Source organism: Pseudarthrobacter sp. BIM B-2242, assembly GCF_014764445.1.
In the GTDB taxonomy this organism is placed as follows: domain Bacteria; phylum Actinomycetota; class Actinomycetes; order Actinomycetales; family Micrococcaceae; genus Arthrobacter; species Arthrobacter luteus_A.
The window spans coordinates 2104844-2131405 of record NZ_CP061721.1 but is presented as its reverse complement, the minus strand read 5'-3'; the positions used below and the strand labels follow the sequence as shown (position 1 = coordinate 2131405).

General features: G+C 63.6%; 28 protein-coding genes. 10 read left to right on the top strand and 18 right to left on the bottom strand.

What is annotated here, in order from left to right; all coding sequences use genetic code 11:
* Positions 1–164 precede the first annotated feature (164 nt).
* Genes coxB through IDT60_RS09725 form a run of 3 tightly spaced genes read left to right on the top strand, consistent with a single transcriptional unit; the run spans position 165 to position 3173 of the window.
* On the top strand, positions 165–1037 hold the full coding sequence (gene coxB / locus IDT60_RS09735) for a cytochrome c oxidase subunit II (RefSeq protein ID WP_164199676.1): 873 nt from the start codon (positions 165–167) through the stop codon (positions 1035–1037).
* A 10-nt stretch (positions 1038–1047) separates the two neighbouring features.
* Entirely contained in the window at positions 1048–2775 is a 1728-nt protein-coding gene (gene ctaD / locus IDT60_RS09730) for a cytochrome c oxidase subunit I (RefSeq protein WP_164199679.1), read from the top strand.
* Complete coding sequence (locus tag IDT60_RS09725; protein ID WP_164199681.1) at positions 2772–3173, top strand: cytochrome c oxidase subunit 4; 402 nt, start codon at positions 2772–2774, stop codon at positions 3171–3173. Before ctaD ends, IDT60_RS09725 begins: the two co-directional genes overlap by 4 nt.
* Positions 3174–3320: 147 nt before the next feature.
* On the opposite strand, the gene IDT60_RS09720 is transcribed toward IDT60_RS09725, so the two are convergent.
* Positions 3321–3614, bottom strand: coding sequence for an HPr family phosphocarrier protein (locus IDT60_RS09720; RefSeq protein WP_191081728.1), 294 nt, complete (start codon positions 3612–3614; stop codon positions 3321–3323).
* A gap of 179 nt (positions 3615–3793) precedes the next feature.
* On the opposite strand from IDT60_RS09720, the gene IDT60_RS09715 reads away from it, so the two are divergent.
* The gene (locus IDT60_RS09715) at positions 3794–4585 is read left to right on the top strand and encodes a GntR family transcriptional regulator (protein WP_164199685.1); all 792 of its coding nucleotides are present in this window, start codon (positions 3794–3796) and stop codon (positions 4583–4585) included.
* A 62-nt stretch (positions 4586–4647) separates the two neighbouring features.
* Here the strand turns inward: IDT60_RS09715 and IDT60_RS09710 are convergent, their stop codons facing one another.
* The 4 genes from IDT60_RS09710 to IDT60_RS09695 all read right to left on the bottom strand — a co-directional run bounded on the left by IDT60_RS09710 (position 4648) and on the right by IDT60_RS09695 (position 9025).
* Entirely contained in the window at positions 4648–6321 is a 1674-nt protein-coding gene (locus IDT60_RS09710; protein ID WP_164199687.1) for a ubiquinol-cytochrome c reductase cytochrome b subunit, read from the bottom strand.
* The gene (locus IDT60_RS09705) at positions 6299–7375 is read right to left on the bottom strand and encodes a ubiquinol-cytochrome c reductase iron-sulfur subunit (protein WP_164199689.1); all 1077 of its coding nucleotides are present in this window, start codon (positions 7373–7375) and stop codon (positions 6299–6301) included. The genes IDT60_RS09710 and IDT60_RS09705 overlap by 23 nt, the downstream gene beginning before the upstream one ends.
* Before the next feature lie 99 nt (positions 7376–7474).
* Positions 7475–8263, bottom strand: a complete 789-nt coding sequence (locus IDT60_RS09700; protein WP_164199690.1) for a cytochrome c — start codon at positions 8261–8263, stop codon at positions 7475–7477.
* Positions 8264–8350: 87 nt separating this feature from the next.
* Positions 8351–9025 (bottom strand): heme-copper oxidase subunit III, encoded by a 675-nt coding sequence (locus IDT60_RS09695; RefSeq protein ID WP_223883940.1) that lies wholly within the window; start codon positions 9023–9025, stop codon positions 8351–8353.
* A 111-nt stretch (positions 9026–9136) separates the two neighbouring features.
* Here IDT60_RS09695 and trpD point away from each other — a divergent pair, with 111 nt between their 5' ends.
* Positions 9137–10195 (top strand): anthranilate phosphoribosyltransferase, encoded by a 1059-nt coding sequence (gene trpD, locus IDT60_RS09690; RefSeq protein ID WP_191081726.1) that lies wholly within the window; start codon positions 9137–9139, stop codon positions 10193–10195.
* A 69-nt stretch (positions 10196–10264) separates the two neighbouring features.
* Here the strand turns inward: trpD and IDT60_RS09685 are convergent, their stop codons facing one another.
* The 12 genes from IDT60_RS09685 to IDT60_RS09630 form a co-directional block, all read right to left on the bottom strand.
* Entirely contained in the window at positions 10265–10546 is a 282-nt protein-coding gene (locus IDT60_RS09685) for an Lrp/AsnC family transcriptional regulator (protein ID WP_056340053.1), read from the bottom strand.
* Positions 10547–10658: 112 nt separating this feature from the next.
* Positions 10659–11057: a DUF3054 domain-containing protein gene (locus IDT60_RS09680; RefSeq protein WP_164199694.1), complete on the bottom strand. Its 399-nt coding sequence runs from the start codon at positions 11055–11057 to the stop codon at positions 10659–10661.
* An 89-nt stretch (positions 11058–11146) separates the two neighbouring features.
* The gene (locus IDT60_RS09675; protein ID WP_164199696.1) at positions 11147–11398 is read right to left on the bottom strand and encodes a hypothetical protein; all 252 of its coding nucleotides are present in this window, start codon (positions 11396–11398) and stop codon (positions 11147–11149) included.
* 497 nt (positions 11399–11895) lie between these two features.
* Positions 11896–12990 carry an ATP-binding protein gene (locus IDT60_RS09670; protein ID WP_191081725.1) on the bottom strand — a complete coding sequence of 365 codons (1095 nt, stop codon included), beginning with the start codon at positions 12988–12990 and terminating at the stop codon, positions 11896–11898.
* Positions 12991–13243: 253 nt separating this feature from the next.
* On the bottom strand, positions 13244–13771 hold the full coding sequence (locus tag IDT60_RS09665) for a hypothetical protein (protein WP_191081724.1): 528 nt from the start codon (positions 13769–13771) through the stop codon (positions 13244–13246).
* Between the two features lie 196 nt (positions 13772–13967).
* On the bottom strand, positions 13968–15365 hold the full coding sequence (locus tag IDT60_RS09660; protein WP_223883939.1) for a recombinase XerD: 1398 nt from the start codon (positions 15363–15365) through the stop codon (positions 13968–13970).
* A complete protein-coding gene (locus IDT60_RS09655) occupies positions 15355–15693 on the bottom strand; it encodes a helix-turn-helix transcriptional regulator (RefSeq protein ID WP_223883938.1) in 339 nt (112 codons plus the stop codon). Before IDT60_RS09655 ends, IDT60_RS09660 begins: the two co-directional genes overlap by 11 nt.
* A 7-nt stretch (positions 15694–15700) precedes the next feature.
* Positions 15701–15832 carry a hypothetical protein gene (locus IDT60_RS23390; RefSeq protein ID WP_255527085.1) on the bottom strand — a complete coding sequence of 44 codons (132 nt, stop codon included), beginning with the start codon at positions 15830–15832 and terminating at the stop codon, positions 15701–15703.
* 141 nt (positions 15833–15973) lie between these two features.
* Positions 15974–16357 (bottom strand): DUF6262 family protein, encoded by a 384-nt coding sequence (locus IDT60_RS09645; protein WP_191079983.1) that lies wholly within the window; start codon positions 16355–16357, stop codon positions 15974–15976.
* The gene (locus IDT60_RS09640) at positions 16354–18600 is read right to left on the bottom strand and encodes a tyrosine-type recombinase/integrase (RefSeq protein ID WP_223883781.1); all 2247 of its coding nucleotides are present in this window, start codon (positions 18598–18600) and stop codon (positions 16354–16356) included. Before IDT60_RS09640 ends, IDT60_RS09645 begins: the two co-directional genes overlap by 4 nt.
* Entirely contained in the window at positions 18594–19700 is a 1107-nt protein-coding gene (locus tag IDT60_RS09635) for a tyrosine-type recombinase/integrase (protein ID WP_191079984.1), read from the bottom strand. Before IDT60_RS09635 ends, IDT60_RS09640 begins: the two co-directional genes overlap by 7 nt.
* Positions 19660–20586, bottom strand: a complete 927-nt coding sequence (locus tag IDT60_RS09630) for a site-specific integrase (RefSeq protein WP_223883937.1) — start codon at positions 20584–20586, stop codon at positions 19660–19662. Before IDT60_RS09630 ends, IDT60_RS09635 begins: the two co-directional genes overlap by 41 nt.
* Positions 20587–21248: 662 nt before the next feature.
* Between IDT60_RS09630 and IDT60_RS09625 the strand changes: the two genes are divergently transcribed.
* The 4 genes from IDT60_RS09625 to IDT60_RS09610 all read left to right on the top strand — a co-directional run bounded on the left by IDT60_RS09625 (position 21249) and on the right by IDT60_RS09610 (position 25357).
* Entirely contained in the window at positions 21249–22157 is a 909-nt protein-coding gene (locus IDT60_RS09625; RefSeq protein ID WP_191081723.1) for a hypothetical protein, read from the top strand.
* A 144-nt stretch (positions 22158–22301) separates the two neighbouring features.
* Entirely contained in the window at positions 22302–23516 is a 1215-nt protein-coding gene (locus tag IDT60_RS09620; RefSeq protein ID WP_191081722.1) for a type III polyketide synthase, read from the top strand.
* Positions 23517–23529: 13 nt separating this feature from the next.
* Positions 23530–24222, top strand: a complete 693-nt coding sequence (locus IDT60_RS09615) for a methyltransferase domain-containing protein (RefSeq protein WP_191081721.1) — start codon at positions 23530–23532, stop codon at positions 24220–24222.
* The gene (locus IDT60_RS09610) at positions 24215–25357 is read left to right on the top strand and encodes an NAD(P)/FAD-dependent oxidoreductase (RefSeq protein ID WP_191081720.1); all 1143 of its coding nucleotides are present in this window, start codon (positions 24215–24217) and stop codon (positions 25355–25357) included. The genes IDT60_RS09615 and IDT60_RS09610 overlap by 8 nt, the downstream gene beginning before the upstream one ends.
* Positions 25358–25414: 57 nt before the next feature.
* Here IDT60_RS09610 and IDT60_RS09605 read toward each other — a convergent pair whose 3' ends face one another.
* The gene (locus tag IDT60_RS09605) at positions 25415–25834 is read right to left on the bottom strand and encodes a nuclear transport factor 2 family protein (RefSeq protein ID WP_191081719.1); all 420 of its coding nucleotides are present in this window, start codon (positions 25832–25834) and stop codon (positions 25415–25417) included.
* Between the two features lie 59 nt (positions 25835–25893).
* On the opposite strand from IDT60_RS09605, the gene IDT60_RS09600 reads away from it, so the two are divergent.
* Positions 25894–26559 carry a peptide deformylase gene (locus IDT60_RS09600; protein WP_164199706.1) on the top strand — a complete coding sequence of 222 codons (666 nt, stop codon included), beginning with the start codon at positions 25894–25896 and terminating at the stop codon, positions 26557–26559.
* Positions 26560–26562 lie beyond the last annotated feature (3 nt).

The following is a 26562-nucleotide window of genomic DNA, read 5'->3' as shown; positions in this document are numbered from 1 at the left end:
CCGGCCCCCCGTCCGTAAAAAACGGCGCGGAGGCACGGCGCCGACATGTGGGCGAAACGCCCGGCGGAGCGGTAAGCTCTACACCGAGTAGTAAAACTTTTAGTGTGCCCGGAAGGCCATTGAGGCAGCCGGGCAACAGCAGCAACAAGTAGGAAGGGCCGTCTGTGAGTTCGCAGAACCGAACCGGCAGCCGACGCAAAACGATCACATCGATCTCAGGCTTGGCAGTCGCCGGCGCGTTGGTTTTGACTGGATGTTCGCCAGAGGTATCGAGGGGGTGGCTGCCCACCGAGCGTGGCACCACCAATCACACTGACCGGATCATGGACCTCTGGGTCAACTCATGGATTGCCGCCCTTGTTGTGGGCATCATTACGTGGGGCTTGATCGTCTGGTGCCTCGTTGCCTACCGCCGCCGCAAGGGAACCGTAGGGTTCCCGAAGCAGCTCAGCTTTAACCTCCCGCTCGAGGTGTTCTACCTGACCATCCCTGTTTTCATGGTTCTGGTGTTCTTCTACTTCACCGACCGCGACCAGCGGGCCATCGATGACCGCTCAGAGGCGGCCGACGTCGTTGTTGACGTCCGCGGCAAGCAGTGGGCCTGGGACTTCAACTACAAGTCCGGCGAAGTTATCGAAGAAGACGTCTACGAGGCCGGAGTCCAGGCACACCTGACGGGCAACACCATCGACAAGGAAGCTCTTCCGACGCTTTACTTGCCGGTTAACAAGTCGGTTGACCTCGAGCTCAACTCCCGCGACGTCATTCACTCCTTCTGGGTTCCCGCCTTCCTGCAAAAGCGCGACATGATCCCGGGCAAGACCAACTACATCCGGTTCACCCCCACTAAAGAGGGAACGTACGACGGCAAGTGCGCAGAGCTCTGCGGCGAGTACCACTCAGAAATGCTGTTCCGGGTGAAGGTTGTCTCGGAGACTGAATTCCAGGCTCACATGGACAAGCTCAAGGCAGCCGGCAACACGGGACTCCTCGGTGAAGAGTACGACCGTAACCCCAACCTGAACGAAATTAAGTAAGGGGAGCGACGTGGCTACTTACACCCAGTCCGCACCTGTGGAGACCCTCGAGGCTCCCGTAGTTCCTAAGTCCAAGGGACGCATCGTCGTCAACTGGATCACCTCTACCGACCACAAGACCATCGGGTACATGTACCTGATCGCGTCCTTTGTGTTCTTCTGCTTCGGCGGCGTGATGGCGCTGCTGATCCGTGCCGAGCTGTTCGAGCCCGGCATGCAGATCCTGCAGACCAAAGAGCAGTACAACCAGATGTTCACGATGCACGGCACCGTGATGCTGCTGATGTTCGCTACGCCGCTTTTCGCGGGCTTCACGAACGTGATCATGCCCCTGCAGATCGGCGCTCCCGATGTCGCCTTCCCGCGGCTGAACGCACTGGCCTTCTGGTTCTTCCTGTTCGGCTCCACCATCGCCGTCTCAGGCTTCATTACCCCCCAGGGCGCTGCCTCCTTCGGCTGGTTCGCGTACGCACCGTTGTCCAACACCACCTTCAGCCCCGGCGTCGGCGGTGACCTGTGGGTCTTCGGCCTTGCGCTGTCCGGCTTCGGCACCATCCTTGGTGCGGTCAACTTCATCACCACCATCATCTGCATGCGCGCCCCGGGCATGACCATGTGGCGCATGCCCATCTTCACTTGGAACGCGCTCATCACGTCCATCCTGGTACTGATGGCATTCCCGCCGCTGGCTGCAGCGCTCTTCGCCCTCGGCGCGGACCGCCGTTTCGGAGCCCACATCTTCGACCCGGAGAACGGCGGCGCGGTCCTCTGGCAGCACCTGTTCTGGTTCTTTGGCCACCCCGAGGTCTACATCATCGCGCTGCCGTTCTTCGGCATCGTCTCGGAGATCTTCCCGGTCTTCAGCCGCAAGCCGATCTTCGGCTACAAGGGCCTGGTCTACGCCACCATCGCCATCGCCGCCCTGTCCGTGACCGTGTGGGCCCACCACATGTACGTCACAGGTTCTGTGCTGCTGCCGTTCTTCGCGTTTATGACCATGCTGATCGCGGTGCCCACCGGCGTGAAGTTCTTCAACTGGATCGGCACCATGTGGCGGGGGTCGCTGACCTTCGAAACCCCGATGCTGTGGAGCATCGGCTTCCTGGTGACGTTCCTCTTCGGCGGCCTGACCGGCATCATCCTGGCCTCCCCGCCGCTGGACTTCCACGTCTCGGACTCCTACTTTGTGGTGGCGCACTTCCACTACGTGGTGTTCGGCACCGTGGTGTTCGCGATGTTCGCCGGCTTCTACTTCTGGTGGCCGAAGTGGACGGGCAAGATGCTCAACGAGCGCCTTGGCAAGATCCACTTCTGGCTCCTGTTCCTGGGCTTCCACGGAACGTTCCTCATCCAGCACTGGCTTGGTGTTGAGGGCATGCCCCGCCGTTACGCGGACTACCTGGTGGAGGACAACTTCACCTGGATGAACCAGTTCTCCACCATCGCTTCGTTTGTTCTCGGCGCATCACTGATCCCCTTCTTCTGGAACGTGTACATCACGTGGCGCAGCACCGAGCGCGTAGAAGTGGATGACCCGTGGGGCTTCGGCGCCTCGCTGGAATGGGCTACATCCTGCCCGCCGCCGCGCCACAACTTCACCTCGCTGCCCCGGATCCGTTCAGAGCGTCCCGCACTGGACCTCCACCACCCGGAGCTTTCACAGGTACACACCGTTGAGTCGCCGTCTGCCGCAGCGGCAGTGCTCGGTAACGCTGACCAGAAGGACACCGCCAAGTGAAAATCGAAGCATGGATCTTTGGAGCCGGAGTCTTTTTCTTCGTACCGGTCGCACTGGTTTATGGGTTCCTGACGGACTGGAACGAGCCCGTCGGCCTGCTGGGCGTGCTGCTCATTGCCGGTCTGTCAGGCATGATCGGCGGCTACCTCGGTTTCACCGCCAAGCGGGTCGGGCCGCGTCCTGAAGACCGCAACGACGCCGAGATCCACGAAGGCGCCGGCGAACAGGGGCACTTCAGCCCGTGGAGCTGGTGGCCGCTGGTGCTTGGCCTTGCCGCCGCAGGTGGCTTCCTCGGCCTGGCAGTCGGTTGGTGGATTGTCTTCATCGCCGCCGGTCTCGCCCTGGTTGCCCTCGTGGGCTGGGTCTTCGAGTACAGCCGTGGCGACCACGCACACTAGGACTGCCTAGCGCATTTCCTGGATTTACCGCATAAAAGACGTTGGGCCCCACCTCCGGGTGGGGCCCAACGTCTTTCTGTTTACCGGGTCAAGGCAACGATCGCCGCGCCTTGATGTGGCCCCGCCCGATCGCCCCGGCAGGAGGGCCTAGGCGGCCCCCTGCGACTCGAGAAGCGATCCGAGCATCTCCAGGACCGCGGCGGCTGCCGAATCTCCTGAAGGACCCTCCAGGCCGCTCTCCGCGACGGACAGCTCGACCTCGCATCCGAACGGGAAATCAGCCGTCATGACTTCCAGGAGCGACCGCGCATCCACCGCCTGGATCCCTGCCTTCCGGATTGTGACAGCGAGGCCGGTGGCTGTTACCGCCCGGACGAATTCCGCCGCCGGGCGGGCATGCAAGCCTATCGAAGCCGAAACCACGGCCTTGTGCACTGGCAAAGGGTCTCCTCTATCCGGACGGCCCCCACCGTCAGTTGCTGAAATTTCCAATCCAATATAGCTGTCACGTCGTCCCTCCCGCTAAACACAGGACCGATGCGCCGGTTCGCAGCTGGTCTAGACCTGACGCTCGTTGACTTAAGATTGGAGGGTGAAGTACTCAGCAGGGAACATGCTCCGTGGCCGCTAGCGCCGACGGCATCCGCGGCGAGATTGACCGCGGCAGCGGCGTCGCCATCTACATTCAGCTCCGGGAGATCCTGCGGGCCTATATCAGTGAATCCTGTCCACCGGGATCGGCCCTGCCCTCCGAGCGTGATCTCGCCGTCCGGTTCGGCCTGGCGCGCATGACAGTCCGGCAGGCCATTGATGCCCTCGTCGGTGAGGAAGTCATTGAACGCGTCGTTGGCCTGGGCACGTTCGTCCGGAAGCCCAAACTGGACCTTCAGGTCAAGCTGACGTCCTATAGCGAGGAGATGCAGCGCCGCGGGATGGTCCCGGCTGCCAAGGTCCTGAGTTTTGAACAGATCGGCGCCAGCGCATTCCTGGCGCGTGAACTTCAGGTGGAGGAGGGCACGCCGCTGGTCCGGTTCCGGCGGTTGTTGCTGGCCGACGGTGAGCCCATGAGCGTGGACGAGAACTTCATCCCGGCGCAGCGCGTACCCGGGTTGCTGGATGGCGAACCACCCACCTCCCTCTACAACGTGCTCAGCGAGCAGTTCGGCCTGGTGATGGAGTGGGGGGAGGACATGATCGAAGCCACTGCCGCATCGCCGTCCACCGCGCGCCTGCTGAACGTTGACGTGGGAACACCCTTATTGAAGATCCAGCGGCACGCCTTTGTGGCGAGGGCCATGGTGGACTACTCGGTTTCCTACTACCGCGCGGACCGCTACAAACTGTGGGTTCCACTTCAGCGGCCCGGAGCGCGCACGGCAAGGAACCATTCCTCCGGATACCGCAGCTCCTGACTGCAACGCAAAATGCCCGGTCCAATGGACCGGGCATTTTGCGTTGGAACCGAGAGCTGCTGCTAGTGGCTGAGGCTCTTGGTTTCCTCTGCCGCTGCTACTGCCGGAGCGTGGTGGCCGTGAGCGGCTTCCAGTTCGGCGGGCGTAGCTGGTGCAACGCGGTCCTCGAAGAACCACTTGGACAGGAAGGCGCGACGCTTTTCCTTGCTGGTGACGACCCCGTGCTCGTTGGGAACCGCCGGCAACGGAGCGGGGGACTCGAAGCCCACCAGCTTGTAGCGCTTGTACTCATCAAGGGGTGCGTGTACCTCGATGAACTCGCCGTGGGGGAGGCGCACGATGCGGCCGGTTTCGCGGCCATGAAGGGCGATTTCCCGGTCCTTGCGCTGGAGAGCCAGTGCAACACGCTTGGTGACGATGAACGCGATGATCGGGCCGATGAAGAACAGGGCCCGGAGCCAGTACGTCACATCGTTCAGGGAGACGTGGAAGTGCGTGGCAATGAGGTCAGAACCAGCAGCAGCCCACATCACGCTGTACCAGACGAAGCCGGCCACACCGATAGCAGTCCGGGTGGGCGCGTTCCGCGGACGGTCCAGGACGTGGTGCTCGCGGTTGTCCTTGGTGATCCAGCTTTCGATCCACGGGTACATAAACATCACGGTGAAGAGGATTCCTGCCGGCACGAGGGCCGGGAGGAGGACGTTCAGCGTAAGGGTGTACCCGAAGATGACGTACTCGAAGCCGAAGTCTCCGATGACACCTGGCATCAGCCGGAGCGCGCCGTCAACAAAGCCGATGTACCAGTCGGGCTGGGTACCGGCAGAAACTGGAGAAGGATCGTACGGGCCGTAGTTCCAGATCGGGTTGATCGTGAAGAAGGCCGCCATGAGGGCGATCACACCGAAGACGATGAAGAAGAAGCCGCCAGCCTTCGCCGCGTATACCGGGCCCAGGGGGTAGCCGACGACGTTTCCGTCGTTGCGGCCCGGGCCGGGGTACTGGGTGTGCTTGTGCACAACCACCATAAAGAGGTGGAGGACGATCATCAGGAGGATGAGGGCGGGCACGAGCAGGATGTGGAGCATGTACAGGCGGCCAATGACTGCGGTGCCCGGGAACTCGCCGCCGAAGAGGAAGAACGAGATGTACGTGCCGACCACGGGAATGGCCTTGATAACACCATCGATGATGCGCAGGCCGTTGCCGGAGAGCAGGTCATCGGGGAGCGAGTAACCGGTGAAGCCGGCTGCCATGGCCAGGATCAGGAGGACGCTGCCAACAACCCAGTTCATTTCACGCGGTTTGCGGAAGGCTCCGGTGAAGAAGACACGCAGCATGTGCACAGCGATGGAGGCCACGAACAACAGGGCGGACCAGTGGTGTACCTGGCGCATGAACAGGCCGCCGCGGATGTCGAAGGAGATGTTCAGCGAGGAGCTGTACGCTACCGACATTTCCACGTTCTTCAACGGCACGTAGGAACCCGTGTAGTGGGTTTCAGCCATTGACGGATCAAACCAGAAGGTCAGGAACGTGCCTGACAGCAGCAGGATGACGAAGGAGTAGAGCGCCACTTCACCGAACATAAACGACCAGTGGTCGGGGAAGACTTTGCGTCCAAACTCGCGGAGGATTCCGGAACCGCCAACCCGGGCGTCAACGAAATCAGTGATGCGTCCGGTCTTGGTCTTGGCTACGAAGGCGGGGGCTTCAGCTGTTGATGCTGCGCTCATGCTCATCACGCTCCCAGTAACTCGGTCCTACAGGTTCTTTGAAGTCGCTGGTTGCGACCAGGTAGCCCTCGTTGTCCACCGCGATAGGCAGCTGGGGGAGGGGCCGGCTGGCCGGGCCAAAGATCACTTTGCACTCTTGTGTGAGGTCAAAGGTGGACTGGTGGCACGGGCACAGCAGGTGGTGCGTCTGCTGCTCATAAAGGGCAACAGGGCAACCGACGTGGGTGCAGATCTTGGAGTAGGCAACAATGCCGTTGTAGCTCCAGTCCTCGCGGCCCGCCGAAGGCTTCAGGGACGCAGGATCAAGACGCATGAGGAGTACAACAGCCTTGGCCTTTTCGTTGAGCTTGCCTTCGTGCAGCTCGTTCAGACCTTCGGGAATGACGTGGAAGGCGGATCCCAGGGTGACATCAGAGGCCTTGATGGGCGTGCCGTCAGGGTCCCGGGTGAGGCGCTTGAGCTTGCCTTCCTGGGGAGCCCACATGGTGTGGGCCAGTTTCTTGTCCGGGCGGGGCCCAAGGTCACCGAAAACCGCGATGGCGGGCAAAGGTGCCAGGGCAACGGCGCCAAGCAGCGTGTTGCGGATGAGTGGGCGGCGCTTGATGCCGGTCTCTTCCACGATGTCGTCAACGATGCGTACCGCCGCCTGGCGGTCCTCTTCGGTGCGGATTGCGTGGCGCTCTTCCGACACTTCGTGGTCTGGCATCAGGGCCTTGGCCCAGTGCACAATGCCAGTGCCGATGCCGAGCATGGCAAACGCCGTGCCCAGTCCCAGGAGGGCGTTCTGCAGGCGGATCGAGTCAATGCCTGCACCCGACCCTTCGCCCAGATCGATGGCGAAGTACGCCACCAGGAAGATCAGGGTGCCAACAACGGAGACGCCGAAAAGTACAGCCACCTGCCGTTCTGCCCGTTTGGCGGCCTTCGGGTCCGTGTCAGCCAGGCGCAAACGATGCGGGGGAAGTCCAGGATCCTGGAATTTCTCCACCTCATTCTGACCAGCCGTAGCTACGGTGCCCGAGTGGTTCGGACTGCCGTCACTATGGTTGCCCATAATTCGCCTCATCCTTCTCTCGTCCCGGCGACTGCCGGGTTAGTTTTCAATTTCAAAACTGCTGACTGGGCAGCAGAAGTTCTTAGGGATCCCGTCGTCCTAGGACGTTCGGGATGTCAGCCAGATCGTGAAGGCGATGATGACGCCAAGCCCTGCGATCCAGACGAAGAGGCCTTCAGCGACCGGCCCAAGCGAGCCCAGGTCTGCGCCACCGGGTGAACCGTTGGCTTCGATCTGCTTCAGGAAGGTGATGATGTCGCGCTTGCCTTCGGGAGTTACGTTCGCGTCACTGAAGACGGGCATGTTCTGCGGCCCCGTCACCATGGCTTCGTAGATGTGCTTGCCGGACACGTCGGCGAGGGCAGGAGCGAACTTGCCGCGGGTCAACGCACCGCCGGCGGCAGCAGCGTTGTGGCACATGGCGCAGTTCACGCGGAAGAGCTCGCCGCCCACGGCTGCATCGCCCTTTTCGTCCAACAGGCCTTCTTCAGGAATTGCCGGGCCTGCTCCCAGGGAAGCGACATAACCTGAAAGCTGGTGGGTCTGCTCATCGTTGAACTGGGCCGGCTTCTTGTAGGCCTGGGGGCCGTTCATCTGCATGGGCATGCGGCCGGTTCCAACCTGGAAGTCAACTGCTGCGGCACCAACACCCACGAGCGACGGCCCGTCCTGCGTGCCGCCGGCGCCCATTCCGTGGCAGGTAGCGCAGTTGGCTTCAAAGAGCTTTTCGCCCTCGGCGGTGTCACTTGCGCTGAAGCTGGTGGTTGACGCCTTGGCCTCGTTGACCGTGGTGGCAACGGCATAGAGCCCACCAGTGACGAGTAGTCCCATCAGGAGCAGCGCTATGACTGCGAGTGGGTGACGCCGCTTTTGCGAGAGAGCCTTCACGTGGTGGTTCCTTTATTCGATCCTGCGCCGGCTCCGTGAGCCGCTTCTTGAAATTCTGCCTCTTGTAGAAAAGGAATCAAAGCTTGACTACATCAGCACGTAGATGACCAGGAAGAGGCCAATCCAGACAACGTCGACAAAGTGCCAGTAGTACGAGGTCACGATTGCCGAGGTGGCTTCAAAGTGGCCAAACTTCTTCGCTGCGAACGAGCGTCCGATGATGAAGAGGAAGGCTACGAGGCCGCCGATAACGTGCAGGCCGTGGAAGCCTGTGGTGATGTAAAAGGCCGAGCCATAGGCGTTTGATGAGAGCGAGACGTGCTCTGACACCAGCATGGCGTATTCCGTGGTCTGGCCTGCGACGAAGAATGCCCCCATGATGAAAGTCAGGGTGAACCATTCGTTCATGCCCCAGCGGGAGAACTGGAAGAGTCCGCCCGTCTTGCGGGGCTGCAGCCGTTCGGCGGCGAAGACGCCCATCTGGCAAGTAAACGAACTTGCCACAAGGACGATGGTGTTAACGAGCGCAAAGGGGAAGTTGAGCTTGGCTGTCTCTTCGGCCCACATCTCGCCGCTCGTGGAGCGGAGCGTGAAGTACATGGCAAAGAGACCGGCGAAGAACATCAACTCACTGGACAGCCAGACTACGGTTCCAACAGAAACCATATTGGGGCGGTTCAGCGTGGGGTGCGCCGGGGTACTGGGGGCATGGGTCGCAGATGTCACATAGACATTATGTCTATAAAACTCCGTAGTTCCCAACGCGAACCGCCTTTTCGGGGGACTTTTTCTACAAAGACGCGAAATCACTGCGAAAAGTTCCCGGGGACGTTCACATTGGTCAGGGCTTGGGTGGCTCGATAGCATCAGGAGGTGACTTCTCAGGCAACCGCGCCGGCGGCCGGCAACACGTGGCCCCGGCTTATTTCAGCGCTCATCAACGGCACGGATCTCACGGCGGACAGCACCGCGTGGGCGATGGACAGGATTATGTCCGGGGAGGCGACGCCGGCCCAGATAGCCGGGTTCCTCGTGGCCCTCAGTTCCAAGGGTGAGACCGTCAACGAAATCTCGGGGCTGGTGGAAGCGATGCTGCGGCACGCCACACCCATCAGCATTCCCGGCGAGAAACTCGACATCGTGGGCACGGGTGGAGATCAGCTCAACACCATCAATATCTCCACCATGGCCGCGCTGGTGGCTGCCGGCGCCGGAGCGAAGGTGGTGAAGCACGGGAACCGGGCGGCGTCGTCGTCGTCGGGGTCTGCCGATGTGCTTGAGGCGCTGGGTGTCCGGCTGGATCTCCCTGTGGAGCAGGTTGCCAGGAACGCGGGGGAGGCCGGTATCACGTTCTGCTTCGCGCAGGTGTTCCACCCGTCCTTCCGCCACACGGCCGTTCCCCGTAAGGAACTGGCCATTCCCACGGCGTTCAACTTCTTGGGACCGCTGACCAACCCGGCGTTGGTGCAGGCATCAGCAGTAGGCGTGGCCAATGCACGGATGGCTCCGCTTGTTGCCGGCGTCCTGGCGCAGCGGGGGAGCCGCGGCCTCGTCTTCCGCGGGAACGACGGGCTCGACGAACTGACCACAACGGGACCATCCACCGTTTGGGAGATCCGCGGCGGCACCGTCACCGAGCTGGACTTTTCCCCGGCCGAGCTCGGCATCCGTCCCGCAACCGTGGAGGAACTCCGTGGCGGGGACGCCCAGGCGAACGCCGCCGTCGTGCGTGATGTCCTTGCCGGTAAGACCGGAGCCGCCCGCGACGCCGTACTGCTCAATGCGGCCGCCGGACTGGTCGCCTTCGATGCGACGGCGGAGGGCCCGTTCCTCGAGCGTATGCGCGCGGCCCTGGGCCGGGCCGCCGAGTCGATCGACTCCGGTGCTGCGGCAGCGGTCCTGGATAAGTGGGTGGCCCTGACCCGGCCGTGACTTATCGCGCTGAAGGAAAATGGCGGGCCCGGCTGATCAGCCGGGCCCGCCATTTTCCTTCAGCGCTTGCTACTGCTCGAAACCCAGTGCAAAGGCTGCATCGAGATCGTGCTGGGAGTACGCGCGGAAGGCGATGTGGGTGGTGGTGTGGACAACGGCGGGAACCTTGGAGAGTTTGTCGGCAATGACGTCCGCCAGGTCCTCGTGCCGTGCTACCCGGGCAACGGCGATCAGGTCCCACTCCCCGGTCACGGAGTAGACCTCGCTGATACCCGGAATCGCGGAAATTTCCTCAGCGGTTTCCGGGATGCGTGCGGCGTCGGTCTTGATCAGAACGAATGCGGTGATCACTTTTCAATCCTTCCGGATCAGTTGGCCGTAGCTGTGCCCGGCAAAACCCAATGGTGATGTCAGCCTATTACATGACCACCAAGGGCCAGGCCCGGGCCCCGGTGGTGCCCGGTCAGGACTTCCGGAGCCTGCCTGCCAGAGCGATGAGTGCCCGGTAACCCAGCAGCCCAAGGCCAAGGCTAAGAAGGGCCACAATGACGAAGGGAAGCACCACTGTCTGGCCGGTCAGGGCGCGCAGAGCCATGCCGACGACAACCGCTCCGAGCCAGATGGCGACGCCGGATTTTATGGACAGCGGCCGCCGCCATGCCCGGGCGGCCAGCCACGCAAGGGCGGCACCGGCGAGGAACGGCCAAGCCGTGAGGAAGACTCCGGCGAGGACGTCGGAGCGCTGGTGCGTGTCACGGCCGATTGCGGCGAAGACCAGAATCAGGACGGCATCGGCCAGAGCCGACGCCGTAATCGTTCGCGTGCCGGCGGAAGTGGAGTGCTCATGCGTCGGGAAAGTCATGGTTTCGAGCCTAGCGCGGGCTCCCCGCAACTAACGACGGGGGAGCGGGCTGGGCCGGCCAGGGCCGTGATGCTCTGCCGCGGTGTTTCTCAGGAGCTTTCTTCGACCCGTCGAACCAGCCAGGAGGCCTCCCACCGGACCTTGTACTGTTCATCGGCAGTCCACTCAACCAAAACGTGCGTGACGGTGTAGGCGATGGCATGTCCAAGGATGGAGCGGACTTTGACCGGAGCCGGTCTGAGCATGATCACAGGCCTCCCCGGGGCTTCCTTCAGCGCCTGCTCCCGGGCCTGGGGAATTACCGAGGGGGAGAAGGCGGGGGAAATGAGGGATTGCAGCATATGACGTCCTAAGAGTCAGAACTGAACAATGCCGTCTTCTCCAAGGTGGCGGAAGGATCGACACTGATCTGCCCGGTGATGCATGGAAAGCTGACGTACCCCAGCGTGCCGCCATGAAAAGACCTTAGGAGCCGTGCACCCGTCCCTGCATGCGTAGGACGTACTCGAGTTTTCCGGACGGGCTACTTGCCGGGTTAGCGGCGCGTAAGCGGGGGAGAGGCCGGCGGCCATGCCGATCCACCCGCCGTCGGCCGCCTGCAGCCGCAGGCGCCAACTCATCTCGACGGCGGCGCGCAGCACCGGGAGCGGCAGCAGCCGGCGAGTAGGCGCCCACTGTCCGTCGAAGCAGTTCAACGTGGCCGGTGGCGCCCGTAACGACTATGCGGAGGGTGTCCTCCTTGACATCGGGCTCTGGACCGTCAGTTGCCTTACGTCTGTTGAAGACCGTGCTTGGTCATTCGGGAACCTTCCGGCTGGTGACTGGCGGACGCCTTCTCCTACGTGTTGCGGCCCCGGAGATGCTGCCGGAGCCCAGGGATCGCGAAATCGACCTTTCCGTGGGCGGTGGATTCGATGAGACCCGCCGCCAACAGCCTGGAACGGTAGTTGGCGACGAGGTTTGTCCTGGCTCCGAGGCGCCGGCCGATGTCTCCGGCAACAGACGGTCCGTCGTCTTCGGCCATTGCCTGAAGGAAATCGAGGTCTTTGGGGGAGGCGGCGGCGAGGGCTGCTTCGATGACGGTGCGCCCGTTGCGCCGGTTTGCCGCCTCGATGGCGCGTTCAACTGATTCGGGGCTGAGGCTTCCCTGGTAATTCTCCGCTTCCTTCCAGAGGAAGTAGCCGACCAGTTGGATGAGGAAGGGGTACCCTCCGGTGGCCTCCGCTGAGCGGCGGACGAGGCCGGGGGAGACGTCGAAGCCTGCCTCGGCGAAGGTGCTGGCGAAGGACTCCTCCACCTCCCGGACGGCTGCGGCGTGGAGATCGATTTTGTCGGCCCTGCGGAGAAAAGTTGCCACTCCTTCGTTGAGCAGGTCGGAAACGGCAGCGGGCAGCCCGGCGAAGACCAGGCCGATGGGCAGCCTGTCCTGGATGAAGTGCTGGACGCTGGCAGCCAGCTGGGCGAGTTCGCTGCGGTCGGCAGCATGGATCTCATCCACCGTAATGACCAGGCCGTTGCCGCGTTCGTCCAGTAGCCTCAGCAGGCCTTCGCCCACGGTCCGCCACGCTACCTGGCGTTCGGGCGGGAGTTGGGTGGTGATGCTGAAGCCGGCGGCGGCGATCGCAGTGATCCGTCGGTTGGCCGGGCCGGTGCCCAGCTCCTCGGCGAGCTGACGCATGGACTCGCCGATGCGGCCCATGAAGCCTGCGGTGGCGGTCTCTGAGACCACTGCCCAGCCCTTTTCGCGGGCGATGTCGTGTGCGGCGCCGATCATCACGGTCTTGCCGATGCCGCGGGCACCGGTGAAGATGGTCAGCAAGCCAGGGGAGCCGGAGCCCAGCCGGAGCCCGTACTCGAACTCATCCAGCACGCCGGCCCTGCCGAGGATTTCCGGCGGCGTCGCCCCGGCCGAGGGACGAAACGGGTTCTCCATTGATCGAGGCTCCTGTGAGTGGTTGTGTGCCTTGTGAGTTTGCAGCGCTGTGAGTTTATATGAGTTTTGTGAGTTTGGTGCCTTCCAGTTATCAGCTCGGCTGCTGTCCGGGCTGTGGGGGGAATGCAGCGGGAGAGGGTCCGGCAGCGCCTGAATAAACGTTACTGGCATCCCTGCGGATTCAAAGTGAGCGTATTCATCCTGCGGTAGAGCCGCTTGGTCAGTGGAAATAGCAGCCGAGGAGCCAATCTCCCTACCGAACTTTGAGCACGCGATCGGGTTGTTTGGAGGGAAGGCGCAACGACCGGCCACTTCGGGCAATTATTTTTCCCGAGTCTTGCAGGCGCCATGTTGACTCCTTGACCTGTCCACCCTGTAGCCAATCAAGCCGTTCCACGGGGCGTTTAAGCTGACGTTCCAGCCAGTTGGCTGCGAAGTGGCCGTAGGTATCCGGCGCTTCCTCCAAGCCGATAATTGTGAGGCCATCTCCGTCGTAGACATGGTTGTCCAAGACGTGGCTATCTCCCCATTCACCTTCCAAAGTGCGGCCGCTGGGTCCGTCGTGCCAGTACGCAACCTGAAGTGTGCACGCGTCCGGCGTCTCGATACCAGGGACGTCCAGAATCACGACTAGCGGTTTGATGCGTGCGAACACTTTGAAGGAATCAAGCTTGGGATTCGTCGGGGGCCAGCCGGCGATGCCGCGAGCGAGCTCCTTCAGGAACTTCTCCTCTTCGGGCGTGCGGGCTCGATCTCCTTGGAACTGGCCATGCGCCGTCATGGGGTGAGCCTAGCGCAGGCTGACAGTCGTAGCGGAGGAAAGTGCGTGTAGTCGTGGCCCGAGCTGCGGCGGGAAGGTTATGGCTTGGTTCGGAGGTTGACGTAGCGGGACCAGGCGTCGCCTGCTGCGTCGGCGTGGAGGAACGCGATTTGATGGCTGTAGCCGAGGGCGTCGGCGACCAGTGGCGGCGGTGAGACTAACAGGTGTTCGTCCAGGGCAGTGTTTCGTGCGCCGCGCAGGTCGATGCCCAGGCTGCGGAGCCTATCCATGATGCCGTTTGGGTGAAGTGGTTGTCCGGCCCGGGTCCCCGGGAAGAGCCAAGGGCTTTGTGCGTCTGATCCTGTTCTGAGATTCGGACGGCCTTTAAGGTGCTCTCGAAGCAAGTCGGCCAAGGGTTCGGGAATGGGCACTGGGTGCGGGCCGAAGGTGATCCACATGTTGCCGGTGCTTTCATTGGTTTGATAGCGTCGGTCCGGAGTTTGGCGACCCGAACGAGCGGCTGGGCGTAGAGAAGCAGCAGGATGCCGGCGACTCGGTAGGTCAGGGACTCGCTGGTGCCTGTAAGCAGTTCCCGGAGCCAGGCCACGCGCTGGTCCTGGGTGATCGCGGGGCGGGTCTTGGCTGTGTAGTGGACAATGTCCACTCGGTGGTTTGTGCCGGTGTTCTTGATGAAGACGATGAAGGTGCGGATGGCTTTTCTGGTCGTGGGACCGGTTGCGAGCCAGGTTTCGATGTCTTGTTGGGTGCAACTCGCAGCCGTGCGCTGGTGGGTTTCCCAGAGCCAGTCCAGGAACTTGATGGTTTCGGTGATCTCTTGTTTGGCGGAGTGCACCGGGGCCTGAGCGCTCTTCTCCGGTGTTGTCATGGACCGGATGCGCCGGAGGTGATGCCAGGTCGCAAACTGCGCGATGGGTTTGGCGACCTCCTCGGGTAAGTCGTGGAGCTTGTCGTGAATCCAGGTCTCGAACCGGGCAAGATACGGGTCTTGGTAGGGGAGGAGTCCGTGATGGATGAACAGGGCGCGCAGGTGATTGGCTTCGCGATTCGCTGACTCAGCCGCGGCATCGAGTCCTTCGTGCGTCAGCGGAGTCTCCCCGCTCGATAGAGAGCCGAGGAGGGCTTGGACCTTGGGGGAGCGCTTCCAGGTGATGATGCTTTCGGGCCGGTCTGCTTTGCAAAGGACATCGACAATTCTGCTGGCTGATTCCGGGTCAGCAGGCCCTGCCAGTAGTTGCTCATTGAGGTCCTCCCGAAGGGCGCAGCGGGCGCAGATACCGCGCCGATAGAACTCGCCCTCCGTATCGCAGCGGGTGCAGTGGAAGTTATGGAGGATGCCGGCGCAGGGTGCGCAGCGGGGACCTCCAGCGGCCGCGGGCGGCCCGGGCAGCAGCCGCTGCCGACTGCAGCCGGGGCAGATCCCGTGGGTGCGGGTGGCAGTGGTGAAGCAGAGGCCGCAGATTCGGCCTTCGGGCCAGGTGGCGCGTGTTCTGCCCGCTTTTCGGCCGCATCGTGCACAGGTGGCGGTCCCGGTGGTGCGCGGCCTGCCGAGCTTGGTGTTGCGAGGCGTCAGTCCTTCGGGCGAGTCAGTGGTCATCGTCGATGATGCGCGCCCGTCGCGGGCGGACGGTGCGGTTCAGGTCAACGACGTTGGGGGCGCTGGTGCCGGTTTTGCGGGCGCGGACGTCAGCGGCTGTGACGGTGATCAGGTCCTCGGGGCCGCAGGAGAAGATGTCGCAGATCGCAGCGATAACCTGCAGCGCGACGCGTTCTGGTTTCTGGTTGACGAGCCGGTAGACCTGTGGCCGGGACAAGGTGATGCCGCGCTCGGCCAGCAGAGGGATGAGGTCGGTGGTGTTGTGCAGTCCCCGTGCTGCCATGAGCTCGGAGAGCCGCCACCTGTATTCGACTTCGCGTCTCACCATTGACCTCTCATCTGCACGCCAGGACATCGTCCATGGTGCGGTCCAGTGCTGCCCGAAGGGTGGAATTGCGGAAGTCGTCGCTGACGAACTGGTAGATCCCGGTGGTGGAGGCGTGTTCGTGGCCCATCTGATTCTGCATTATCTTGAGCCCGTCAGGGTGGTGTGCCTCTGGCCTGCGGTTTTGTGTTGGTGGGTGTGTCCGGGACGTGCATGACGGTGGCATTGGGTGTCCTTTCTTCTCGTGAAACTGTTATTGATTCGGGATGCTTGCGGCAGCTGGTCATGGACTTTGGCGGCGTTGTCCGAGGGCGTGTGCGAGTTGCTGTCGCAGGCGTTGGTTCTCGTCGTTGAGTCGCCGGATTCTGTCGTTGGCGGCTTCGAGTCGTTGCCGTAGCGAGGCCTCGCTTGCCCGCTGTGCGGGTGATTCCTGTGTGGGCTCCGCCGAGGCCTGGTTTTGGCGGAGGTGTTCGATTTCTGCGCGGAGGTCGGGCTGGGTGTAAAGCCAGGACCGGGAGACCCGGGCGTATCTGGCGACGGCGTCGAAGGTGATCGGGCGGCCGTCCGCGTGCAGGGCGCGCAGCGCTTGGACGGCTTTGGACCGGGTGAGCGCCGCGCGCTGCTGTGCAGCTTTGATCAGGTGCCGGCTGTTATCGGGGCGGTTCATCCGGCCGCCTCGGCTGGTGCGGTGTCGTCGAGGGAGTCGATGATGCGGTCCAGGTTGTGCAGTACTGCCTGGTTCATCTCGATGAGCCGGGTCTGTCCGCGTGCCTCGGCTGCGGAAAGGATCTGGACGGTCTGGCGGCGCTGCTCTTGGTGCTGGGGGAGGAAATCGGCGGTGGTGACAAACATGGGACAGGTCAGGCAGGCGTTGGCGTGCGGGCAGGACTTCTGGACCGGGAGCCCGCAGAATCCGTTCGGCAGGCTCTGCGTCGCTCGGCCGAGGCGTTGCTTGGCCCAGCTGGCTTCGGCGAGGGGACCTTGCGGGTCAATGGTGATGGTGTCGCCGTTGATGTTAACCTTGCGGGCCTTCTCCCAGTGGCGGCGCACGGTCGTGTCGTGCAGCCGAGCGTAGTGGGCGGTCATCTCCGCCGAGGTGTGGTCGAGGAGGACCCGAACAACTTCTTGGGGGACGTCGCGGTTGATCAGTGTTGTCCCGAAGGTATGGCGCCACTGATGCGGCGTCAGGCGCACCTCCTGCCCGTGTTCGTCGCGGATGGCACAGCGTGCCAGCCAGTCTTCAAGCTGTCCGCGGTAGGAGTGCGTGGTCAGCGGTTTTGCTCCGTCGGGGTTCATCTTCGGGGCCGGGAACAGCCAGTTGCTGCCTTCGGGGAATCGTTCGCGGACGCGTCGTTGCTGGTCGAGTATGGCGGTATGGACTTCCTCATCGAGGGGCACGAGGGCTTCGCGCTTCATCTTCCGGTTCATATAGCGCAGGTATGGGGCACCGTCACCGTCACGGACCACGCAGTCTGATACCAGGTTGCAGGTGTCCCCGACGCGCAGACCGCAGCGCATCAGTATCAGGGTGAGAAGCCGACTGTCGGGGCTGGTCCATTTGCCGAGGTTTTCGGGTTGGTCCAGTTGCGCCATGATTTGGTCGGCCAGGGCCCTGGGCAGTCGTTTGGCCGGTCGTGGGAAGTCTTCAGGGTAGAAGTTCGCCGATGCCGGCAGGTCCTTGGCCCAGCCGTGGCGGCGGATCGCGGCGAAGAAGGCGTTCAGGGAGCTGACGTCGCGGCCACGGGAAGTCACGGCCCGTTTGTCACGGGCGAGCTCGGCGAGGAAGCGTTCCAGGATGCCGCGGTCGATGCAGTCCGGGCCGTCGGAGCCAGCGATGGTGTGCGCGAGGAACGCGGCGAATCGGTTCAGAGCGAGGAGGTCGACGCGGGCCTGGATGATCTCCCGACCGCTGGTCAACCGCCACCGGATGAAGCGTTTTGCCAAGGAGCGCAGCCACGGTTGCGGGATCTTGTCGAAGCGGAGGGCGCCGCGCGTGTCGGTGTAACCGAGGCGGTGCAGGGCCCAGGCGTCGCGGCCAAACTCAGACTCCCACCCGGTGCCGGCGGCGAGGTCTTCGAGCCGGGTGTAAGCAAAGCGCAGGAACGCGAGTTGCCCGTTGTGGCGGTGACTGCGGCCTACCCGGCCGGCGCCGTAGAACGCTGACCACTGCTCGAGATTCCAGTCCAGCAGCGAGGCGACGCCGCTGTCGGAGACGAGCCGGATCACGGGCGTCACAACGGAGGCGCGGGTACTGGCCCGGCGTTCGTCGTGGCGGCATTGCAGGGCGTGCTGGAGCTCAAGCCGCAACTGGGGACGATCAGCCAGGCATCGGAAATCGAACCGATCCAGACCCACGCTTTCGCACCGGGTGACGAACTCGTCGATATCCGGTGCGCCAATGGCGTGCCAGCGGGACTTGTGGTTGAGACACAACGGCGAGTTGCCTTGGGCCCAGAGGTCGCAGAACGCGAGCCTGCATTCGGGCCGTTCGGCGGCCGGCTCGGGGGAGAGGGTAGCGAGCCACTTAATCACGTCGGTCTCGCTAGAACGTCCGAAGAACCCGTGATGGCTGACGCAGAGGCCGCGTCTGGCCGAACCGAAGCGGCACCACGTGACGGTGCATGCCGCCAGGGGGCCATCGCCTACGGGCAATGGGCCGGGGCTGGCGAGGAATGATTCGGTTTCCGGGCGTCCTTGGTCCAGCCAACGCTTGTAGTGGCTTTTGCAGAACCCTTTGACCGTGCGTTGCCTTTCACACTCGTCGATCCGGCAGGGCTCGGTGTTGAAGACGAGGGAGCCTGGGGCTGGAATCACGATCCCGGGTCGGAATTCCGGCCGGACCGTGGCCATGAGCTTAGCCAACAGACCGCGACTATCCTCGTAGTCGTTCAGCGCAGGGAAGTTCACCACGTGACCTCTTTTCCGGTCAGCAGCCCTGCCTTTTCGAGGGCGCGGCGGGCGTCCTCGACAGTGAGGTGGCCGTAGACGTCGATGGTGGTCGCGACCGATGCGTGGCCAAGCAGGCTGCTGATGACCTCGATCGGCGTCCCTGCCCGCAACAAGCGGGTGGCATAGGTGTGGCGGAACCAGTGCGGGTCAAAATCCACTCCAGTGTCCCGGCGCAGCCGCTTCACCAAGTCATAGACTGCCGCGTAGCTCATCGGCCGGCCGCGGGCGCCGGCCCACAGATTCACGAACACATAGTCGCTGTCCAGATCGCCGTATTCCTCGTGAAGGTAGTCGCCGTAGACCCGCACGACGTCCGCGCAGATCGGTACCGTGCGCGGCGAAACGGACTTCGCCCGGGCCCGGTTGGCGTTTACGCGCCGGCGGATCGTCAGCTCGCCCTCGGCCACTGCAATGTCCTCATGCCGCAGTCCGAGTGCTTCGCCGATACGGATTCCCGACTCCCAGAGCAGGACGAACAGGAACCGGTCCCGGAGCCGCGTGCACGCATCCAGCACTGATTGTGCCTTCACCGCAGACAGGACCGTGGGCAGTCTCTTCGGCTCACGCAGTTTCACGATCCGGCGCCGCTGCGGCCTGTCCCCGGCAAGATGGGCAAGGAATGGTCTCCATCCCGTTCTTCGGTGCCGGACCGTTTCAAACTCGGTAACAAGGTCACCCAGCGGGACCCCATGACGTGAGTGGAACACGTAGAGGCCGCTGACCGCGGCCAGCTTGCGGTTCACCGTGCCCGGCCCGCAATGATGGGAGGCCGATGGTAGTAACGTCACGTCCGCGGCGCGTCCGGCAGGCGGAAGCCGCAGCCAGGCGACGAACTCGCCGACGTTCTCCAGCCTCACTTGGCGCCAATCAACGCCGCGGTATCGAAGAAAGACGAACCAGTCCTTCAGATCATGTGCATACGCTTTGAGCGTGTTCGGTGACCGCTCGACGTCGGTCAGATAAGCCAGGAACCGTTCCACCGGCTCGACGACACCATGATCATCAAGCACAGTCCACGACTCAAGCTGCGAACCGGACACCAAAACTCGTTGAACCTGCATTAACCCTCCCGCGATCCCGTGTGATGGACAGCTTCAGATAAGCACCTCCATCACGCGGAATTGCACGGTTACGTGCCCCGTGCTGCACGTCAAAGACACCACGGTTCCGGCTCCAGATAAGTTGCACGAATCTAGGATCCCATCCGTCCTCCAACAGGTGCGTTGCGTAGGAGCGCCGGAGCGAGTGCAGGTCCAGGCCATCCATTGGCAGGCTCAACTCGGCCAGGTAGCGCCGGAGCCGGCGCAGCAGGGTGGATTCACAGATCAGGCCGCCGCGTTCGCTGGGGAACAGGTCCAGGGTGTCGAGCGTGCCTCGTCCGTTGGCGCGCCAGTCGTCGATGACGCCGGCGGTCCAGTCGAAGACCGTCAGGACGCTGCGGGGTTTGTGGGGGGAGCCCTTGCGTGATTTGCCGAACCGGACCTTGCAGACGCCTGTTTTGCCGAACCTTCGTGCTTGGGGGTTGGTCGCAAAGTCGATGGTTTGCAGGTGCCTGAGTTCGTTGAACCTGAGCCCGTATGAGTAGGCGACTTTCAGCATGACGGCGTCCCGGTAGGCCGCCTGCCAGCCTTTCTTGCCTGAGGCGGCGATGAGTTCGACCTGGTCGTCCGCGTGATCGAACAGCATCTGAAGTTCCGTCTTGGTGAAGGGCCGCTTGGATGGGCGTCCCTCGTACTCCTGTGTGTGGGAGGCGGTGTTCCAGTCAAAGAAGACCTGGGACGGGTGCGCTCCGAAACGCTGTTCGCAGACCCGGTCCCAGCCGTAGTCGGGGTTCGACACGTATGACGTGAACCGGCGGAGGGTTGACTGGTAACCACGGACGGTGGAGTGCTTCAGCTGGTGGATCGAGCGGAGGTCACCGAAATACTCCTCGACATGCTCAGGCAACCAGTTCCACGGGAAATCCTGAATCAATGATTCATTAAATGCATCATTAGCACAAAACCGCAGGTCAGACGCTTGCCATAACCGCTTCGAGGTTCAGCCTTGCATCCGTCAGGCAGCGCCAGGCCAGCGGCACACCAAAGCTGTCAGGCCGCAAATTCCGCGGAATCTCAAGGAAGTGACACAACTCCTTGCGGATCCGGGGGATCGGGACGATTGATTCATCTGATGCAATACGCAGAGTACTACTTGACATAATGTAGATTATCGGCGTTTTCCAATAGGGCCCGAAAGGGGCCTGGGAAGGCGTTCGCGGCTGTTTCCAGAAAGGACACGTAACCGGCCGCCAGTCTGCCACCGATGCACGAAAATTTCGCCTCACCAGGCTCTGAGCGCACGACGACGACACGACTAGCCAGAGGAACGTCAGGGGCACAAGTCGTTTACCGCGGCGCGCCGGTAATTGGTCGGATCGGCGCCCGCCAATGTAACGTTTAGGTCACCGGTCGGCGCCCACGCCTGAAGGATCGACATTGACGCTTCGGCGCATAGAAGACCTCAGGCGGCACGAATTGCGCTCCGCGGACCGTGACCACACTCCGGGCAAAAATAGTCCCTCTGGGACTGCCCGTTTCGCACTTTCCACAAAGAGGCCCTGTTTTTCCATGCTCAGAAATAGTCTGCTCACCGCTGGCATGCTGTCGGTCCTGCTCGCCACATCGGCGTGTGGCACCATGACCGCTGACCCCGGGTCACAGACGCCAAACACTGCCGGGGCCGGCATTGAAGCCAACCTCGGCGGGCACGACAAGTCGTCTGATGAAATCGGTATCAGCCAGCGGGCCGCGGCCGAAAAAGCCGAAGCGGCAGCTGCCGCCAGGGCGGCCAGGGAAGCACCCAGAGCCGGACAGGCTGAGGCTGCGGCAGCAGAGAAGGCTGCTGCCGCAGCACAAAAAGAGGCTCAGGCATCCAACGGGGCGCCGGGGACCTCCCCCGCCGTGCCTGCGCCGGCTCCCGCTGCTGACACGGCTGCGAAAGCTGCTCCAAAACCGGTGCCCGCCCCGCCGACGGCCGCCGCTGAAAGGATTGTGACCAGCGCCTCCACGACGGCGTACGCGTTGCGCGAGAAGACGCCTTCGGGCGGACAGGGGCGGCCGAACGGTGCCGGCGGGGCTACCGGGACCTACTCCGATCCGATCACCGTCACGGCGGGGAACGCCAAGGCTGCGGCCCATACCGGGCTCGACGTGAAAGCAGGCACCTTGATCTACCTTCCCGACGTCCGCCGTTACTTTATCGTCGACGATAGCTGTGGCGAAGGCACCGGTCCGCACGGCAGCCCGTGCCGCCAGGGCGATGATGCGGACGACGCCACCTCCACTATCTGGATTGACATGTGGCTCGGCGGCCGGAGCATAAGCGCCGAAGAAGCCGATAACTGCGCCGCAAGGGTTACGGAGGTCCAGGCAGCTGTCCTGAACCCCGCAAGCAACTACGCGGTGGCTCCGGGAGCAGGTGTGATCCATGACGGGATCTGCGATGCCGGCTACGGCAACACGACCGTCCAGCAGTAGGCAGTACAGGGCATAGACCAAGCCACGCGGGGACTACGACGGCCCTCGCATTCGCTTCTTCGGGAGCTGCTCCCCCGTACATGATCCTTATTCCATGCCCCTCCCGCCATTGTCATATTCCCGGTGCTCGCCAAGAATGAACCAATGACGGTCTACGTGCGTTCACTGGAAACTGCTGTCCCGCCCACTGTGCTGATCCAGGCCGAAGCGCGGGACGTCTTCGCAGCTCAGCCCGGGCTGACCAGGCTGGGCTCACGCCTGGTGAACACGTGTTTCGATTCGGCCGCCATTGACACCCGGCACACCGCTGTGGACGAAATGACGATGGCCTTCCGCGCGGACGATCCCCAGTTCTTTGACCCCGCCACAGGCCTCCTCCTGAACCCGTCAACCAAGGTGCGGAACGAGATCTTCGCCGAGCAGGCCACCAAGCTGTTCATCGAGTCCGCGCGGGCTGCTGTGGACGCCTGCCCGGACTTAACGTTGCTTGACATAACTCATGTCATCACCGTTTCCTGCACCGGATTCTTCAACCCGGGTCCCGATTACAAGATCGTCCGGGCGTTGGGCCTTGACCCTGCCGTGCAGCGTTACCACCTCGGTTTTATGGGGTGCTACGCCGCCTTCCCGGCGCTGCGGGCCGCCAAATCGTTCTGTGAGGCAGATCCGCAAGCTGTTGTGCTGGTTGTCTGCGCCGAGCTGTGCTCCCTGCACGTCCGGACCTCCAACGATCCGGACACCATCATGGGATCCGCACTGTTTGCCGACGGCGCCGCCGCTGCCATCGTCACTGCCCGGACGGATGCAGATGCACCGGCGCTGCTCCAGCTGGACCACTTCGAGACCGTGCTGACTCCGGTGGGCGAAGAATCCATGGCGTGGAACATCGGCGATCACGGCTTCGAGATGATCCTGGGCAACTACGTGCCGCACATCATCGATGACCACATCATCGGCGCCCTCGAGCCGCTCCTGTCCCGCGACCGGTCCCTGCTCGGACTCCCCTACCGCGACATCTGCCACTGGGCCATACACCCCGGCGGCCGGAGCATCCTGGACAAGGTCCAGTCGCGGCTCCAACTCACCGACGAGCAGCTGATACCCGCACGGGAAACGCTGCGGAGGTACGGCAACATGAGCAGTGCCACCGTGCTGTTCGTCCTCAAGCACATCCTGGACCAGCCGCCCGTGGACGGCGACGAACGCATCTGCTCCATGGCGTTCGGTCCCGGGCTCACCGTGGAAACCGGGCTCTTCACCAAACTCCGCCAATCCGTCGGGGCCGTCCCCGGCATTGCCCCGGGAACCCGTTCCGCTGAACAGCTCCCGGACCGGGCGGCGGCAGCCTCCCGGGCCTGATTCCGTGGTGCTGATGCCCGTGCGGGATGCAGCCGCTGTGGAACTGATGGACGCGCCGGACTGCGATCCGCTGAAGCTGGAACAGACCTACCGGCAGTTCGGCCTGGTCAACAGGCTGTTTTCCGGCTGGCGGCTGCTATATGTCCAGGAGCTGCGCCCCCTGCTCTCCCCCCGGACCGTCACCACTGTCCTGGACATCGGCAGCGGCGGCGGCGACCTCGCACTATTGCTCACGCAGTGGTCGCGCCGGGACAGGCTGCTGCTCCAGGTCACCGGCGCGGACCCGGACGCCAGGGCCTTCGGCTTCGCAGCCCGCCGTCCCCGCCACCCACGCGTCAGTTTCGTTCAGGCGGACAGCAGCGACCTGATCCGCGAAGGCCGGCAGTTCGACGTCGTGATTTCCAACCATGTCATCCATCACCTGCAACCAGGAGACCTGGCCCGACTCCTGGCCGACTCGCAGGCCCTGGCCCGGCAGCTATGCCTCCATAACGACCTCCGCCGAAGCGCGGCTGCCTACGGCCTGTTCTCCCTGGCCGCCCTGCCGTTTCGTGGATCGTTCATCCGCGCCGACGGCCTGGTTTCCATCCGGCGCAGCTACACCCCTGCCGAACTTGCCGCCGCCGCTCCCCCGGGCTGGCTGGTCCGCCGCCACCCGCCGTTCCACCAGGTCCTCGTCCACCGCCCGGTGCACTCCCGTGGATGACGTGGTGATCTGTGGCGGCGGACCCGTGGGCCTCTATCTTGCCGCGTTGCTCCTCCAGCAAGGCGTGAAGGTCCGGGTCCTTGAACAGCGGCTCCGGCGTGAGGATCACTCAAGGGCCATCGGCATTCACCCCCCGGCCCTGGCAGCCCTGGACGGCGTGGGCGTGGCACGGGACATGGTGGATGCCGGCGTGCCCATCCGGCGCGGAACTGCCCTCAGCCGTGGCCGGACGGTCGGCTCCATGTCCTTCGCCACCGTTTCAGACCGCTTCCCGTTCATCCTGTCCCTCCCGCAGTCCGTGACGGAATTCCTGCTCGAACGCCGCGTGCACCAACTGGACGGTTCCGCACTGCTCCGGGGAACCCGGGTTACGGACGTAACGGACGACGGCGGTGCGGTCACCGTCGCCGTTGCCGCGCCTGAGGGCGGCGGTGCGGGCAGCCGGATCACCGCACGTTTACTGGTAGCCGCTGACGGAGCCCGGTCACTGCTCCGCAGCCGGCTCGGGATCAAGGTGCTGTCCAGGTCCTACCCCGATCACTACCTGATGGGTGATTTCGCAGCCGACGGATACCACGGCCAGGAAGCGGTGCTGTATCTCGAACGGGGAGGCATCGTGGAATCTTTTCCACTCCCGGGCGGGCAGCGGCGCTGGGTGGCACGGCTGGGCAGCCCGGCACCGAACGCGGACGCAGGCGAGCTGGCACGGCTGGTGCACGGCCGCACCGGCGTCCGGCCGGATCCTGACACCAACACCATGCTGAGTGCCTTCAGCCCCGGGTCCGCCATCGCGGCCCGCCTGGTGGCAGGACGGACCGTGCTGATCGGAGATGCTGCACATGAGATCAGCCCTATTGGCGGCCAGGGCATGAACCTCGGCTGGCTTGACGCAGCGGAGCTCGCACCGATCATCTGTGCATCCCTGGCGGGCAGGCCTGTGGGCCGGCGTCTCCGGGATTACGAGGTTGGCCGCCGCCGGGCCGCCGGTCGTGCACGCTGGCAGGCCGAGGTGAACATGTCCTTGGGGCGCCCGTTGGGGCCGCCGTTCCTGGACGCAAGGAATCTGGTCCTCGGCGCGGTGGCGGGGGCTCCGGCCGCGAACAGGCTGGTGGCCCGGCGGTTCACCATGCAGTGAACCGCAAAGAACCGCACCGGGGAGTGCCTGCAGGGCGCGGAGCCCCGCCACCTCCCGTCAGGTGTTCCGGAAGTAGCAGTCGTAGCTGTCCTGGCTGACAATCAACCCGTCGCGGACCTCGAAGACTGATGACGTCCGGGCCCGGATGGTCTCGCCGGCGTCCCAGTATTTCAGGTCCATCAGGATGGTGGCTGACCAATCGGCCTCAAGGACAACGCGGCCACCTTCGCAGGTTGTGCGCCGGATCTCGAACTTCTGGTCGGCTACCACCTCGCCGCTTTGCTCGGCACCTGCAAGGACCTGTTCCAGAGTGCGCGTGGAGCCTTCGGGGGCGAGCAGGTGCGGCGCCTCGAACAGGCGGAATTCCGGGGCTAGGAAGGGCCGGAGGGCGTCTCCGCCGCCTCCGACTTCGAGGGTGCTGACAAAATCCAGGACGCATTTCAGTGCGACGGGATCCGAGGAAATCGGTTCTGACATGGCATCGACACTAACTGACGTGGCCTGCAGCCCCGTCCTTCCGCCGTTAGGCTTTCCCCATGACTGCCGTATCGCCGCCGACACCGTTCACACCCCGGCACCTTCGGGAACGGGTCCAGGAGATGCTGGCCGCCGATGCGTTGCCACCGATCGTGCAGGCCGGGCATCCCGTGCTCCGCCAGCCTGCCGCCGCCTTTGACGGCCAGATCCCCGCCGCCGAGCTGGACCAGCTGATCGCCCTGATGCGCCGGGTGATGCACGAGGCGCCGGGCGTAGGGCTCGCCGCCCCGCAGATCGGGATTCCGCTCCAGCTCGCGGTACTCGAGGACCGGTTCGATGTCGACCCGGACGTGGCTGCCGTGCGGCACCGCACCCCGTTGGACTTCCTGGCCGTCCTCAACCCGCGCTACACGCCCGTCGGCGGGGAAACCGCTGCCTTCTTTGAAGGGTGCCTGTCGCTCAGCGGTCTGCAGGCTGTCGTGGTGCGCCACGAACGTGTGCGGCTCCAGTTTGAAACGCCCGGCGGCCTGGGCATGGAACAGGAATTCGAGGGCTGGCAGGCCCGGATCGTGCAGCACGAAACCGATCACCTGCACGGCACCCTCTACATTGACCGTGCCGAGCTGCGGTCCTTGAGCAGCAACGCTGAGTATGCCGCCAACTGGTCTGAACCCGGTATCGGCAAGGCCCGCGCTGCGTTGGGCTTCCTCCCCGACGCTTCCTGAGGG